Origin of the sequence: Algiphilus sp. (assembly GCF_023145115.1) — a bacterium.
In the GTDB taxonomy this organism is placed as follows: domain Bacteria; phylum Pseudomonadota; class Gammaproteobacteria; order Nevskiales; family Nevskiaceae; genus Algiphilus.
This window is the reverse complement of record NZ_JAGLEJ010000027.1, coordinates 1-14,093: the sequence shown is the minus strand read 5'-3', so window position 1 is coordinate 14,093 and position 14,093 is coordinate 1. Positions and strand designations below refer to the sequence as shown.

The 14,093-nt window shown below is 71.1% G+C and carries 13 protein-coding genes; 7 read left to right on the top strand and 6 right to left on the bottom strand.

Going from position 1 to position 14,093, the window contains the following annotated elements; genetic code table 11:
• Nucleotides 1–91: 91 nt before the first annotated feature.
• From glnA to KAH28_RS09295, 3 genes are all read right to left on the bottom strand, one after another.
• Nucleotides 92–1,501: a glutamate--ammonia ligase gene (glnA, locus tag KAH28_RS09305; protein WP_290575933.1), complete on the bottom strand. Its 1,410-nt coding sequence runs from the start codon at nucleotides 1,499–1,501 to the stop codon at nucleotides 92–94.
• A 160-nt stretch (nucleotides 1,502–1,661) separates the two neighbouring features.
• On the bottom strand, nucleotides 1,662–2,726 hold the full coding sequence (locus KAH28_RS09300; RefSeq protein WP_290575931.1) for an ABC transporter substrate-binding protein: 1,065 nt from the start codon (nucleotides 2,724–2,726) through the stop codon (nucleotides 1,662–1,664).
• Nucleotides 2,713–4,458: a chloride channel protein gene (locus KAH28_RS09295; protein WP_290575929.1), complete on the bottom strand. Its 1,746-nt coding sequence runs from the start codon at nucleotides 4,456–4,458 to the stop codon at nucleotides 2,713–2,715. The genes KAH28_RS09300 and KAH28_RS09295 overlap by 14 nt, the downstream gene beginning before the upstream one ends.
• A gap of 179 nt (nucleotides 4,459–4,637) precedes the next feature.
• Between KAH28_RS09295 and glyQ the strand changes: the two genes are divergently transcribed.
• Complete coding sequence (gene glyQ, locus KAH28_RS09290) at nucleotides 4,638–5,540, top strand: glycine--tRNA ligase subunit alpha (RefSeq protein WP_290575927.1); 903 nt, start codon at nucleotides 4,638–4,640, stop codon at nucleotides 5,538–5,540.
• Nucleotides 5,541–5,547: 7 nt separating this feature from the next.
• On the opposite strand, the gene KAH28_RS09285 is transcribed toward glyQ, so the two are convergent.
• Entirely contained in the window at nucleotides 5,548–5,856 is a 309-nt protein-coding gene (locus KAH28_RS09285; protein WP_290575925.1) for a hypothetical protein, read from the bottom strand.
• A 182-nt stretch (nucleotides 5,857–6,038) separates the two neighbouring features.
• Between KAH28_RS09285 and glyS the strand changes: the two genes are divergently transcribed.
• Both glyS and KAH28_RS09275 read left to right on the top strand, forming a co-directional pair.
• A complete protein-coding gene (gene glyS / locus KAH28_RS09280) occupies nucleotides 6,039–8,099 on the top strand; it encodes a glycine--tRNA ligase subunit beta (protein ID WP_290575923.1) in 2,061 nt (686 codons plus the stop codon).
• Between the two features lie 162 nt (nucleotides 8,100–8,261).
• Nucleotides 8,262–8,720 carry a hypothetical protein gene (locus KAH28_RS09275; RefSeq protein WP_290575921.1) on the top strand — a complete coding sequence of 153 codons (459 nt, stop codon included), beginning with the start codon at nucleotides 8,262–8,264 and terminating at the stop codon, nucleotides 8,718–8,720.
• Nucleotides 8,721–8,729: 9 nt separating this feature from the next.
• On the opposite strand, the gene folB is transcribed toward KAH28_RS09275, so the two are convergent.
• The gene (gene folB, locus KAH28_RS09270; RefSeq protein WP_290575919.1) at nucleotides 8,730–9,101 is read right to left on the bottom strand and encodes a dihydroneopterin aldolase; all 372 of its coding nucleotides are present in this window, start codon (nucleotides 9,099–9,101) and stop codon (nucleotides 8,730–8,732) included.
• Nucleotides 9,094–10,119, bottom strand: coding sequence for a tRNA (adenosine(37)-N6)-threonylcarbamoyltransferase complex transferase subunit TsaD (gene tsaD, locus KAH28_RS09265; RefSeq protein WP_290575917.1), 1,026 nt, complete (start codon nucleotides 10,117–10,119; stop codon nucleotides 9,094–9,096). Before tsaD ends, folB begins: the two co-directional genes overlap by 8 nt.
• Nucleotides 10,120–10,304: 185 nt before the next feature.
• Here tsaD and rpsU point away from each other — a divergent pair, with 185 nt between their 5' ends.
• The 4 genes from rpsU to KAH28_RS09245 all read left to right on the top strand — a co-directional run.
• Nucleotides 10,305–10,520 (top strand): 30S ribosomal protein S21, encoded by a 216-nt coding sequence (rpsU, locus tag KAH28_RS09260; RefSeq protein WP_223055296.1) that lies wholly within the window; start codon nucleotides 10,305–10,307, stop codon nucleotides 10,518–10,520.
• An 18-nt stretch (nucleotides 10,521–10,538) separates the two neighbouring features.
• A complete protein-coding gene (locus KAH28_RS09255; RefSeq protein ID WP_290575915.1) occupies nucleotides 10,539–10,985 on the top strand; it encodes a GatB/YqeY domain-containing protein in 447 nt (148 codons plus the stop codon).
• Nucleotides 10,986–10,995: 10 nt separating this feature from the next.
• Nucleotides 10,996–12,750, top strand: coding sequence for a DNA primase (gene dnaG / locus KAH28_RS09250; protein ID WP_290575913.1), 1,755 nt, complete (start codon nucleotides 10,996–10,998; stop codon nucleotides 12,748–12,750).
• Between the two features lie 166 nt (nucleotides 12,751–12,916).
• The coding region (locus tag KAH28_RS09245; protein WP_290575911.1) for an RNA polymerase sigma factor region1.1 domain-containing protein at nucleotides 12,917–14,093 on the top strand (1,177 nt) is incomplete at its 3' end.

Here is a 14,093-nt window from a genome sequence, read left to right as displayed (position 1 = left end):
ACAAAAAAGCCCCCGGAAGCACCGCAACGCGATGCCGCCGGGGGCCGGCGCGCGGGTGATCCGGAGTATCCGGACCGCCCGCCGGGCCCGCTTACATCGAGTAGTACATATCGAACTCGCAGGGGTGCGGGGCCATGCGGAAGCGCGTGACCTCCTCGCCCTTGAGCTCGAGGTAGGCATCGATGAGGTCGTCCGAGAACACGTCGCCCGCCTTGAGGAAGTCGCGGTCCTTGTCGAGTGCCTCGAGCGCGATGTCGAGGCCGTGCGCGACGCGCGGGATCTTGGCGTCCTCTTCCGGCGGCAGGTTGTAGAGATCCTTGTCCATCGCGTCGCCGGGGTGGATCTTGTTCTGGATGCCGTCGAGGCCTGCCATCATCATCGCCGCGAAGGCGAGGTAGGGGTTGGCCAGCGAGTCGGGGAAGCGCACCTCGATGCGGCGGCCCTTCGGGTTGGCCACGTACGGGATGCGGATCGACGCCGAGCGGTTGCGCGCCGAGTAGGCCAGCAGCACCGGCGCCTCGAAGCCCGGCACCAGACGCTTGTAGCTGTTGGTGCCCGGGTTGGTGAAGGCGTTGATGGCCTGGGCGTGCTTGATGATGCCGCCGATGTAGTACAGCGCGGTCTCGGACAGGCCGCCGTACTCGTCGCCGGCGAACAGGTTCTTGCCGTCCTTGGAGAGCGACTGGTGCACGTGCATGCCGTTGCCGTTGTCACCGACCAGCGGCTTCGGCATGAAGGTGGCGGTCTTGCCGAACTGGTGCGCGACGTTGTGCACGATGTACTTGTAGGCCAGGACCTCGTCGGCCTTCTTGACCATCGTGTTGAACACGGTGCCGATCTCGCACTGACCGGCGGTCGCCACCTCGTGGTGGTGCACCTCGGTCATCAGGCCGATCTCTTCCATGGTCAGGCACATGGCCGAGCGCAGGTCCTGCAGGCTGTCGACCGGCGGCACCGGGAAGTAGCCGCCCTTGACGCCCGGGCGGTGGCCCATGTTGCCGCCCTCGTACTCCTTGCCCGAGCTCCAGCACGCTTCCTCGGAATCGATCTGGTAGAAGGTGTGGCCCATCTCGTTGCTCCAGCGGATGGAGTCGAAGACGAAGAACTCGTTCTCCGGGCCGAAGAAGGCGGTGTCGGCGATGCCGGTGCTCTTGAGGTAGGCCTCGGCGCGCTTCGCCAGCGAGCGCGGGTCGCGCTCGTAGCCCTGCATGGTCGAGGGCTCGATGACGTCGCAGCGCAGGACGACGGTCGGCTCCTCGAAGAACGGGTCGATATAGACCGACTCCGGATCCGGCATGAGGATCATGTCGGACTCGTTGATGCCCTTCCAGCCCTGGATCGAGGAGCCGTCGAACATCTTGCCGTCGGCGAACACGTCGTCGTCGATGGTGTGGGAGGGCACCGTGACGTTCTGCTCCTTGCCCTTGGTGTCCACGAAACGGAAATCGACGAACTTCGCGCCCTTTTCCTTGATGAGCTTCATAGCGTCTTGCGCTGACATTGCCTTCTCCTGCAGCGATGGATGAATGGGACGCCGGGGCCGTTCCGACCTGGTGCGGCGTTGCGCCAATTTGAAGCAGAAACCGTGCCAGCGTGAACGCGGATCGCGGTGGCGGCACGACCCCCGGATTGTGCCCCATCGTCACGCCGGGCGCGGGTGGTCATTCGCCCACCCAGGCCTCGAAACGGTGCCGGATGCGGTCGAGGGTGCGGGCGTACCAGGCCTCGTCCATGGCGATGGCGTTGCGGCTGTTGTACGGGTGCGTGGGAATGTGGGGCCGCATGTCGATGCCGGCCTCGGGGTGGCGGCGGACGAGCCGCGCCGCCGACGCGCGCGCGGGGCCGTAGGCGATGCGCTCGGCGAAGGCGGTCAGCGCCGGTGTGCCGGTGGCGAAGCGGACGAACGCCCAGGCTGCCTCGGGGTGTTCGGCCCCGCGCGGGATCACCCAGGTCTGGTGTTCCTGGATCTGCCCGTCCCAGATGATCTCGATGGGGCTGTCGCCGCTCAGGCGCGCACTGAAGAAGCGGCCGTTGTAGCCCGAGGCCATCACCGCCCGGCCACTCTCCAGCAGCGCCACCGGCTCGGCACCGTCCTGCCACCAGACGAGGTCGTCGCGCAGCCGTTCCAGGCGCTCGAAGGCGAGGTCGAGGCCGCGGTCGGTGCTGAGCAGGTTGTAGATTTCGCGTCGCGGCACGCCGCTGGCCATCAGGGCCCATTCGAGCTTGGCGGCCGGGGCGCGACGCAGCGCGCGCGGACCGGGAAAGTGTTCGGTGTCGAAGAGGTCGCCGATGCGCGTCGGCGGACGGCCGGGGAAGGCGCGGCTGTCATAGGCCAGGACGGTGGCGTAGATGGTGTGCGTCAGCGCGCAGCGCTGCATGGTGTCCTTGAGGAAGTCGCTGCGCGCCGGCGTGCCGTCGGCGCCGTCCGGGAGGTCGCCGTGCGGCAGCGGCCGCAGCCGGCCGGCTTCGCACTGCGCGATGGCCTCGCTCATCGCCATGTCGACCAGGTCGGGTTTCTCGGCGCCGAGGATGTCCGGCCCGCCGTCGTACGCCACGGTGCGGATGGCGATGCCGGTGGCCTCGGTGAAGGGTGCGAACAGCGCCGCCCGCTGTGCGGCCTCGTAGGCGCCGCCCCAGGTGGCGATCACCAGTTCGGCCGGTGCGCCTGCCGCCGGTCCGCAGCAGGCGAGCAGCAGTGCCAGCCCCCAGTGCCTAGCGCGTGCCATGTTCCTCCTCCCGCATTTCGCCCATGAGGTCCAGGTAGGCCCGGATGAGATCGGACTCCACCACCGTGCCGACCAGGCGTCCGTTACCGTCCACCACCGGCACGCGTTCGCCGACGAAGTCGCGCAGCGCCTGCATGGCGTCCCAGAGGCGCGTGTCGCTGGTCATGATCAGGTGCCGCGGATCCTGCAGGCGTACCGCCGGCTCCGTGTCCGGAGCGCCGAGCAGATCCTGCAGCCGCAGCGTGCCCATGTAGTGGCCGGCATCGTCGAGCAGGCTGGCATCGGCCACGCCCGCGCCCTGCATGATCGTGCGCGCCTGCGCCACCGTGCGGTCGACCGGCACGGCGGTGAAGCGCGGCGTCACGATGTCGGCGATGCTGCGCGAGGCCAGCAGCGCGCGGCTGCGGCCCCCCGACAGGTCCAGGCCGCGTGCGCGGAGCTGGTAATCGAAGAAGGAGCGCCCGAACAGGCGCGAGGCCACCAGATTGGCGAGCGCGACGCTGGCCAGCGCCGCGATGGTCAGCGGATAGCTCCCGGTGAGTTCGAGCACGATCACCACGGTGGTGAGCGGTGCGCCGATCACCGGTGCGGTGACCGCCACCATGCCGCACACCGCGTAGACCACCAGCGCCGAGGTGGCGCCGCCGGTGAGTGCGGCCATGACCGTACCGAAGAAGGCGCCGAACAGGCTCCCGATGACCAGTGCCGGGCTGAATACGCCGCCCGAGAAGCCCATGCCCAGGCACAGCGCGGTGGCGGCGACCTTGAGCAGCAGCACTACCAGCAGCTCCAGATCGCCGTAGGCGCCGTCGATGAACGCGAAGCGCAGCGTCTCGCTGCCGATGCCCAGGATGTCCGGCATCCACAGCGCCATCAGCCCGACACCGGCGCCCGCCAGCGCCGGCCGCAGCGCCACCGGCAGCGGCAGCCGTCGCGCCAATCGGGCGACGCCGAGGATGGCGTGCATGTAGCCCACCGCCACCAGCGCGCACGCCACGCCCAGCAGCAGGAAGGGGCCGAATTCCCAGAGGTGGCGGATCTCGGCGGCGTCGATCTGGAACAGCGGGGGCTGCGGCAGGATGGCGTGCGCCACCACGTAGCCGAGGATGGACGCCACCGCGATGGGCGCGAAGGCGCGCAGCGCGAAGTGCCGCAGGATCACCTCGTGCGCGAACAGGATGCCGGCGATGGGTGCGTTGAAGGCCGTCGAGATGGCCGCTGCGACGCCGCAGGCCACCGCAAAGTTGTCCGAGGTCACCCCGGTGCGGAAGAGGCGCGCCATGGCCGACCCCAGCGACCCACCCATGTGGACCAGCGGGCCGTACTGGCCCACCGACGCCCCGCTGCCCAGTGCCGCCAGCGCCGACAGGCCGGAGAGCAGTGCCGGCCGGCCGGGCAGGTGCCCGCTCCGGGTCTGCACGGTGGCGATGATCTCGGCCGGTCCGTGCGCACGGCGCTCTCCGATGGCGCGATGCAGCAGACCGACCGCCAGTCCGCCGACGATCGGTACCGCGAGCGTTGCCGCCACCACCCAGCGTGCGTCGGTTTCCATCACGCGGCTGCGCGGCGAGATCAACAGCAGCTCGTTGAGCCAGCCGACGACGGCCACGAAGGCATTGGCGGCCACCGCGGCCAGCACGCCGCTGACCGCGCCCAGTGCCACCAGGGCCGCGATGCGTCGCACTCCGGGCACTCCGCCGTCGGTGCGCGCCGGTGCCTGCCTGTCGCCCATGCGCGTGCTCCCCCATGCCGGCGGCGAGCGCGCGTGCGCAGCGTCAATCCGGACGCGTACGCGCCGCCGCGCGCGCCGCTGCCCCGATCATGCCGCAAGCCGGCCGCCGATGCCGCCATGCGGCAGGCCCACGGGGGCCGCCGCTATACTGCGCGGCCGATCACCGACGCTGCCCACCGATGACCTTCCAGGATCTGATCCTGCGCCTGCAGACCTACTGGGCCGAGCAGGGCTGCGCCATCGTGCAGCCGCTCGACATGGAGGTCGGCGCCGGCACCTTCCACTGGGCCACCTTCCTGCGCGCGGTCGGGCCGGAACCCTGGAACACTGCCTACGTGCAGCCCTCGCGCCGGCCGACCGACGGCCGCTACGGCGACAACCCCATGCGGCTGCAGCACTACTATCAGTTCCAGGTACTGATGAAGCCGGCGCCGGCGAACCTGCAGGGCCTGTTCCTCGACAGCCTGCGCGCGCTGGGCTTCGATCCGCTGGTGCACGACGTCCGCTTCGTCGAGGACAACTGGGAGTCGCCCACGCTGGGCGCCTGGGGGCTGGGCTGGGAGGTCTGGCTCAACGGCATGGAGGTCACCCAGTTCACCTACTTCCAGCAAGTGGGCGGCCTGGAGTGCGATCCGGTGGCCGGCGAGCTCACCTACGGGCTCGAGCGCCTGGCGATGTACATCCAGGGCGTCGAGTCGGTCTACGACCTGGTGTGGTCCGACGCCGGCGGCCGCCGGGTCACCTACGGCGAGGTCTACCACCAGAACGAGGTCGAGCAGAGCGCCTACAACTTCGAGCGCGCCGACACCGCCACGCTGTTCGCGCGCTTCGCCGCCGCCGAGGACGAATGCCAGCGCCTGCTGGCGCTGGAGACGCCGCTGCCGCTGCCCGCCTACGAGCGGGCCATCCAGGCCAGCCACGCCTTCAACCTGCTCGATGCGCGCGGCGCCATCTCGGTGACCGAGCGGCAGGCCTACATCCTGCGCGTGCGGACGCTGGCGCGCGGCTGTGCGCAGGCCTACTACGCGGCCCGCGAGGCGCTGGGCTTTCCCTCGCTTCCGCGCACCGACGCCACCGCCTGAGCTGCGCTCAACGCGCGGGCGGTTCGTGCAGGCGGCAGGCCATGCGCAGCGCCAGCGGGCCGTCGCTGCGCGGGCAATCGGGCGTCACCGGCGGTGCCGGACGGGGCACGGGATCGCCTTGGCTCGGCAGCTGCCTCGGCGCGATCGCCGGCGGCGCTTCGGTGGTGGCGATGGCGCCGGCGAGCGCGTCCGTCAGCGGCGCCTGCCAGCTGAGCACGATCCCGATCGCGATGCCGGCAAGCAGGGTCAGCACCGCGTCGCGGCGGCGCAGACGGCGGCGCAGCGCGATGTCGTGCTCTTCGATGATCCGCGGCATCGACTGAACTCCGGAAGGTTCGCGGCATTCCATCACCGGCGGTCCGCGATCGGCGCCGCGGTCCGGTCGAGTGGTGCCTGCGGCCGGATGGTCGCACGGCCGCACCCGGGGTCTGCAGCATTCCGTGGCACGTACGCGCGCGTTGCAAGACAATACGCGGCCCCCAACGTGCCGGCCTGACGATGTCCGACGAGCTGCTCATCGAAATCGGTTGCGAGGATCTGCCCGCGCGCTACGTGCGGCCCCTCGCCGAATGCCTTGCGGACAGCGTCCGCGACGGGCTCGACGAGCGCGGTGTCGCGCATGGCGAGGTGCGGGCCCTGGGCACGCCGCGCCGGCTGGCCGTTCTGATCGACGCGGTCGCCGCGCGCCAGCCGGACCAGGAGCGCGCGCGCAAGGGGCCGAGTGTCAAGGCCGCCTTCGACGCCGAGGGCGCGCCGACGCGCGCGGCCGAGGGCTTCGCGCGCTCCTGTGGCGTGACCGTGGACGACCTGCTGCGCGAGGACGACTATCTGGTCTATCGCGCCACCGAGACCGGCCGCGACACCGCCGCGCTGCTGCCCGGCATCCTGGAGGGTGCGCTGCAGGCCATGGACGCCACCGTCCCGCGCCGCATGCGCTGGGACGCGACCGAGGCCACCTTCGCGCGGCCGGTGCGCTGGCTCGTCGCGCTGCTCGGCGACACCGTCGTTCCCTGGTCGGCCTTCGGTCTCGACGCCGACCGGACGACCCATGGCCACCGCTTCCACGCTCCCGACGCCATCGCTCTGGCGCGGGCGGCGGACTACGAGGGCGCGCTGCGTGCGGCGAAGGTAGTGGCGGACATGCAGGCGCGCCGCGATGCGGTGCGCGAGCAGGTCGAGGCCGAGGCGCGCGGTTGCGGCGGTACCGCGCGCATCACCGACGAACTGCTCGAAGAGGTCGCCGCGCTGGTGGAATGGCCGGTGGCGGTGCGCGGGCGCATCGGCGCCGAGTTCATGGGACTGCCGCCCGAGGTCATCGTCACCACGGTGGAGACCAACCAGCGCTACTTCACGGTCTTCGACGACGCCGGCGCGCTGCTGCCGGCCTTCATCACCGTGGCGAACATCGCATCGCGCGATCCGCAGCAGGTCGTGGCCGGCAACGAGCGCGTGGTGCGACCGCGGCTCGCCGACGCGCTGTTCTTCTGGAACCAGGACCGCCGCCAGCCGCTCGCCGATTTCCTGCCGCGCCTGGCCGATGCCACCTTCCAGAAGGACCTCGGCACCATCCGCGACAAGGTCGATCGCGTTACCGCGCTGGCGCGCGACCTGGCCGCCGCGCTGGACGCCGACGGCGCCGCCTGCGAGCGCGCGGCCCTGCTGTGCAAGGCCGACCTCGCCACCCAGATGGTCTTCGAGTTCCCCGAGCTGCAGGGCATCATGGGCGGCTACTACGCGCGCGAGGCGGGCGAGCCCGCGGCGGTCGCCGATGCCATCGCCGAGCACTACCAGCCGGTGGGCGCCGGCGCACCCATTCCGGCTACTGCCGCCGGGCGCGTGGTGGCGCTGGCCGACAAGCTCGACACGCTCGCCGGCATCTTCGCGGCCGGGCAGCCGCCCACCGCCAGCAAGGATCCCTTCGCGCTGCGGCGCGCCGCCATCGGGGTGCTGCGCATCGTGCTCGAGGGCGGTCTCCGGCTCGATCTCCGCGCATGGCTGTCGACTGCCATCGACGCCCAGCCGGTCGACTGCGATCGGGCTGCCGTGCTCGGGCAGCTCTGGGCCTTCGTCGCCGAACGCCTGCGCGGCGTGCTCGCCGAGGACGGCATCGGCCGCGAGACCTTCGACGCGGTGGCCGCGCTGGACGTGGTCGACGTCGGCGATTTCGCGGCGCGCGCGCGCGCCGTGCGTGCCTTCACCGCCATGCCCGAGGCCGCCCAGCTCGCCGCGGCGCACAAGCGCGCCCGCAACGTGCTGCGCCAGGCCGACAGCGACAGCGGCGGCGAGCCGGATCCGGCGCGTTTCGTCGACGACGCCGAGCGCGCGCTCGCCGACAGCCTGGCGGCGCAGGCCGCCCGGCAGGAGGCTCACCTGCGCGACGGCGCCTATGCCGAGGGGCTGCGCGCGCTGGCAGCCCTGCAGGCGCCGGTGGACGCCTTCTTCGACGCCGTGATGGTCAACGCCGATGATCCCGCGCTGCGCGCCAATCGCCTGGCGCTGCTCGGCGCGCTCGATCGGACGTGCCGCCGGGTGGCCGATCTGTCATTGCTGTCGGGCTGAGACACCGCGGTAGGGTCGCCATTGCGGCGCTGCTCCGACGTCGCGGTCCCGCCCGCCCCCGATATTGCGGTGCCGGACCGGTCCCGGGATACGGACGCCGCGCGACGCGGACCCCCGGCGGCGCGACATAATGCCGTCCGGGATCACTGAGCCGAGGCGCGCATGACTGCTGTCAGTCGCATCATCGTCGTCGAGATCGACGCGCTGCTTCCCGCCGGGGCAGAGACGGACGCGGCGTCGCACGCGCTGCCGGTGGGGGCGCTGGAGACGCTGTCGCGGGCCCAGCACGCGGGCGCGCGCATCTATCTGCTGACGGCGCCCCTGGGACGCTCGGACGGTGCCGGACTCGATCCGCTGCTGGCGCGCTGCGAGCATATCGGCCGCCAGCTCCAGGAAACCGGAAGCCGGCTCGACGGGGCGCTCGTGCCCGAGGCCGGTGATACGCCGGAGGCGCGCGGCGCGGCTGCGCTGCGGGATCTCTGCGGCCGCCTGCAGTGCGATCCGGTCAGTCTCGAGCTCGTCGCGTGCAGCGCACCGGTGCGTGCCGTCGCGGGCGCGGTAGGTGCCGGGCGCGTGCACGAAGCCACCGGCGGCGCCTTCCCCGATCTGGCGCCCGGCTGACCGTTACCGTCAGCGCGTTGCGCGCCGCCGCACGACGTGCACCGCCACATCCTCGACATCGGCAACCGCGCCGGGCTTGTGCACGGTCACCTCGGCTGCGGCGATGCGTCCGTCGTCGAGCAGGGCGTCGGCGATGGCGACCGCCAGGGTCTCGACGAGCTCGGGTTGGCGCTGCGCGCAGAGGGTGCGCACGGTGGCGGTGACCTCGTCATAGTCGACGGTGTCGGCGACGGCGTCGCTGGCGCCGGCCGGCGCGAGGTCGATGGTCAGTTCGACGTCCACCGTCAGCGGACGCTCGGCGTCGCGCTCGAAGGCGTAGACCCCGACGATGCCCTCGGCACGGATGCCGCGCAGGATGATGCGGTCGCCCGGCTCAGGCATGGGTGGCCTCCGGCGGGGTGAGCGATGCCAGCGGCCAGCGCGCGCGTACATCCGCGACCGCGCCGGGCGGGTCGAAGCGCCGCAGCCAGCCGGTGTAGGCGACCATCGCGGCATTGTCGGTGCAGAAGGCGGGCGGCGGCAGATGCACGCGATGGCCGCCGGCTTCGGCGTCGGCGTGCAGGCGTTCGCGCAGGCGCCGGTTGGCGGAAACCCCGCCCGCCACCACCAGGCGTTCGTGCCCGGTGTGCGCCAGCGCGCGCCGGCACTTGCCGGCCAGCACGTCCACGCAGGCCTCCTCGAAGGCACGGGCAACGTCGGCGCGGGTGGTGTCGTCGAGGCGCTCCTGCTTGTCGCACAGCACGCGCACCGCGGTCTTGAGGCCGGAGAAGCTGAAGTCGAGGTCGTCGCGGTCGAGCAGCGGCCGCGGCAGGCGGAAGCGCGCGGGATCGCCGCGTTCGGCCAGACGGGCGAGGTGGGGGCCGCCGGGGTAGGGCAGCCCGAGCAGCGCCGCGGTCTTGTCGAAGGCTTCGCCGACGGCATCGTCGAGGCTTTCGCCGAGCAGCGCGTAGCGCCCCGGCGCCGTGACATCGACCAGCATGGTGTGCCCGCCGGACACCAGCAGCGCGACGAAGGGAAACGCCGGCGGGTCATCGGGGTCGAGCATCGGCGCCAGCAGGTGCGCCTCCATGTGATGCACCGGCAGCAGCGGCAGACCGAAGGCGGTGGCGATGCCGGCTGCCGTCGCCGCGCCCACCAGCAGCGCGCCGGCCAGTCCGGGGCCCGCGGTGTAGGCTACGGCGTCCAGGTCGGCGGGCGCGATGCCGGCCTGCCGGCAGGCGTCGTCCAGCAGCCCGGTCATGCGTGCGAGATGATCGCGCGCTGCCAGCTCGGGCACGACTCCGCCATAGGCGGCGTGGAGGTCGGTCTGCGAGTGCAGCGCGTGCGCGCGCAACTGCCCGTCGTAGACGGCCACGGCAGTCTCGTCGCACGACGATTCGATGGCGAGCACGGTGGTCACGGGACGCGATGGTACAGCGCCGCGACCGGGCGGGCGGCGGTCGTGCCGGGCGGGTACGCGCCGGCCTGCCGACGCCGTCCGCGACCGCCGGCGGGTGCCGTCACGCGGCGCTTTGCATCGCGCGTGTCCGCGGCCTACAATTGCGCCCCTTTTTTCGGCGGCCCCGCCACGAGAGTCGATCGCCTATGCCCAGTGTCCGCGTTCGTGACAACGAACCCTTCGAAGTCGCCATTCGCCGCTTCAAGCGCACGTGCGAGCGCGCCGGTGTCATCACCGACGTCCGCAAGCGCGAATACTTCGAGAAGCCGAGCCAGGAGCGCAAGCGCAAGCGCGCTGCCGCCGTCAAGCGGCAGATGAAGCGCGTGTCGCGCGAGACCGCTCGCCGCACGCGACTGTACTGACCGCCCGAGCCGGCGGTCATGAGCACGCTCAAGGAGCGGCTTTCCGCGGACATGAAGACGGCCATGCGTGCGGGCGAGAAGCCCCGTCTGGCCGTCATCCGGATGCTGCAGGCAGCCATCAAGCAGCGCGAGATCGACGAACGCGTCGAGCTCGATGATGCCGCCTGCCTGGCCATCGTGGAAAAGCAGGTCAAGCAGCGCCGCGACGCTGCCACGCAGTACCGCGAGGGTGGTCGCGTCGAGCTCGCCGAGCAGGAGGACTTCGAGGCGGGCGTGCTCGCCGAGTACCTGCCGCAGCCGCTGAGTGACGACGAGCTGACCGCCCTCATCGACGAGGGCATCGCCGAGACCGGTGCCGCCGGCATGCCCGACATGGGCAAGGTGATGAGCTGGCTCAAGCCGCGCGTTGCCGGGCGCGCCGACATGGGTGCGCTCTCCGGCCGGGTGCGGTCGCGTCTGAACTGATCGGCAGCCGGTGGCCGGCGGCCGCATACCCGAGTCCTTCATCAGCGATCTGCTGGCGCGCGTCGATATCGTCGACGTGATCTCGCCGCGCGTGGATCTCAAGCGCGCCGGGCGCGAGTGGCGCGGACTCTCGCCGTTCTCCAACGAGAAGACACCGAGCTTCTTCGTCAGTCCGGCGAAGCAGATGTACTTCGACTTCAGCTCGGGCCAGAACGGCAACGCCATCGGCTTCCTGATGGCGTACGAGCGTCTGGACTTCGTCGAGGCGGTCGAGGAGCTGGCGCGCCAGCTCGGTCTGGAAGTGCCGCGCGAAGGCGGGCGGGGCGGGCCATCGCGCGCCGCCACGGCCGGGCCGCTGGAGGCACTGGAGACCGCGCAGCGCCACTTCGAGGGGCAGCTGCGACGCTCGCAGGTGGCCATCGACTACCTCAAGCGGCGTGGCGTCGACGGCGCCACTGCCCAGGCCTTCGGGATCGGTTTCGCGCCCGACAGCTGGGACAGCCTGACACGGCAGTTCTCCGACCCGCGGCACGCGCTCGCCGCCGGCCTGCTCATCGCGCGCGATGACGATCCCGCGCGCGGCTGCTACGACCGCTTCCGCAATCGGCTGACCTTCCCCATCCGCGATACGCGCGGGCGGGTCATCGCCTTCGGCGGGCGCACGCTGGGCGTCGACCCGGCCAAGTATCTCAACAGTCCGGAGACCGACCTCTTCCACAAGGGGCGCCAGCTCTACGGCCTCTACGAGGCGCGCCAGGCCGAGTCGCATCCCTCCGAGCTGTTCGTGGTCGAGGGCTACATGGACGTGGTCGGGCTCGCGCGTCACGGCATCCGCACGGCGGTCGCCACGCTGGGTACCGCGACTACCTCCGACCATCTGCACCTGCTCTTTCGCAGCACGCGCCGGGTGGTGTTCTGCTTCGACGGCGATGCCGCAGGCCGGCGCGCGGCGTGGAAGGCGCTGGAGCAGGCGCTGCCGACCCTCGGGCCGGGGCGCGAGGTGCGCTTCATGTTCCTGCCCGACGGGCACGATCCCGACAGCCTGGTCGCCGAACAAGGCGTCGAGGCGTGGGCGCGGGCGCTGGAGGCGGCGCAGCCGCTGAGCCGCTTCCTGCTCGACAGCGTGTCGGCGGAGTGCGACCTGACCTCCCCCGACGGCCGCGCGCAGCTGGTGTCGCGCTGCAAGCCGCACCTCGACCGCATCGAGGACGCCGCCACCCGGACCGCGATCGTCGACGCGCTGGTGCCGCGCACCCGTCTCAGTCACGCCGAGCTCGAATCGATCCTGCGCGGCAACCGCGCCGCCGGAGCGGAGGCAGGTGCCGGCGGTGGCGCCGAGCGCCGCCAGAAGCCCGTCGGCCGGGCGCTGCAACTGCTGCTGGAGACGCCCGCCCTGGCCGCGCGCGTGGCCGATCTGGAGGAACTGGCGCAGGCGGCGCAGCCCGGGGTCGATCTGCTGGTGGCGGTGCTGGACCATCTGATCGAGTATCCCGACACCACCGCGGCCGGCCTGCTGCGCGACTGGCACGACCCCGAGCAGCGCGCCATCCTGGAGAAGCTGGCGCGGCCGCAGGCGCTGCCGCCGGCCGATCCGGATTCGGAGTTCGACGAGATCATCGCGCGGTTGCGTGATCGCGGTCGGCGCCTGCGCGTGCAGGAGCTGCTCGACGCCGCCGGTGCCCGCGAACTGAGCGCCGGGGAAATGGCGGAACTGCGCGCCCTGACCGCGGCGCGGGCTGCCGCCCAGCCGCGCGCGGACGAGTAGGCGGCGTCGGCGGCGGCACTATTGCGCCGGGACGCGGTCCAACGCGCCCACGCAACAATTGCGGCCGCTCTTGAAAGAACGGCCGGCTCACCCTGATATACTGTCAGATTCCCGTTGGTCGAATGCGCGCGAGACTGTCTGCATGAATCTTGAAAAGCAGTCCCAGATGAAACTGCTGATCGCCCGCGGCAAGGAGAAGGGCTACCTTACCTATGCCGAGGTCGCGGATCATCTGCCCGAGGTCGTTGATTCCGAACAGATCGACGACATCATCAGCATGATCCAGAACATGGGGATCACCGTCCACGAGGAAACGCCGGACGACGAGACCCTGCTGCTGTCGAACACCACGAGTTCCGACAGCGAAGAGGACGACGAGGCGGTCGAGGAAGCCGCGGCCGCGCTGGCCGCGCTCGATGACCAGTTCGGTCGCACCACCGATCCGGTGCGCATGTACATGCGCGAGATGGGCAGCGTCGAGCTGCTCGATCGCGAAGGCGAGATCCGCATCGCCAAGCGCATCGAGGAAGGCCTGAACGAGGCCATGCGCGCGGTCGCCCAGCTCCCCGAGTCGGTGGCGATCATGCTCGAGGCGTGGGCGGCGCATCAGGAGGGCAACCGCCGGCTGGCCGAGATCGTGGCCGGCTTCATCGATCCCGAGACCGGTTATCCCGAAGGCCAGGGGCCCGAGGCCGAGGCCGACGCCGAGGAAGCGGTCTCCGATGCCGACGGCGACGAGGAAGACGACGCCGACGAGGACGAGGACGACGATACCCCGACGCCCACCGGTCCCGACCCCGAGATCTGCGCCGAGCGCTTCGCCGAGCTGCAGCGGCTCTACGACGTTGCCTGGGACGCGCTCGAGAAGCGCGGCGCCGGCGACAAGAAGACCGAGGAAGCCCGCGAGGCACTGGCCTATCACGTCATGCGCTTCAAGCTCTCGCCCAAGCTGCACGGCGAGATCATGGACAATCTCCATACGCGCATCGACCAGATCCGCGGGCTCGAGCGTCGCTTCCTGCGCATCTGCGTGCACGAGGCCGGCATGGACCGGGACGACTTCCGCCAGAAGTTCCTGAATGCCGAGACCGATGCCGCGCTGCTCGAGAAGCTGATCCGCGCCAAGCGCAACTACTCGCGCGAGATCGGTGCGCGGCGCGAGGAGCTCGAGGGACTGCAGAACAAGCTGCGCCAGATCGAGTCCGACAATCTCATCACCATCGCCGAGATCAAGGACATCAACCGGCGCGTGGTCATGGGCGACGCCAAGGCCAAGCGCGCGAAGAAGGAGATGGTCGAGGCCAACCTGCGCCTGGTCATCTCCATCGCCAAGAAGTACACCA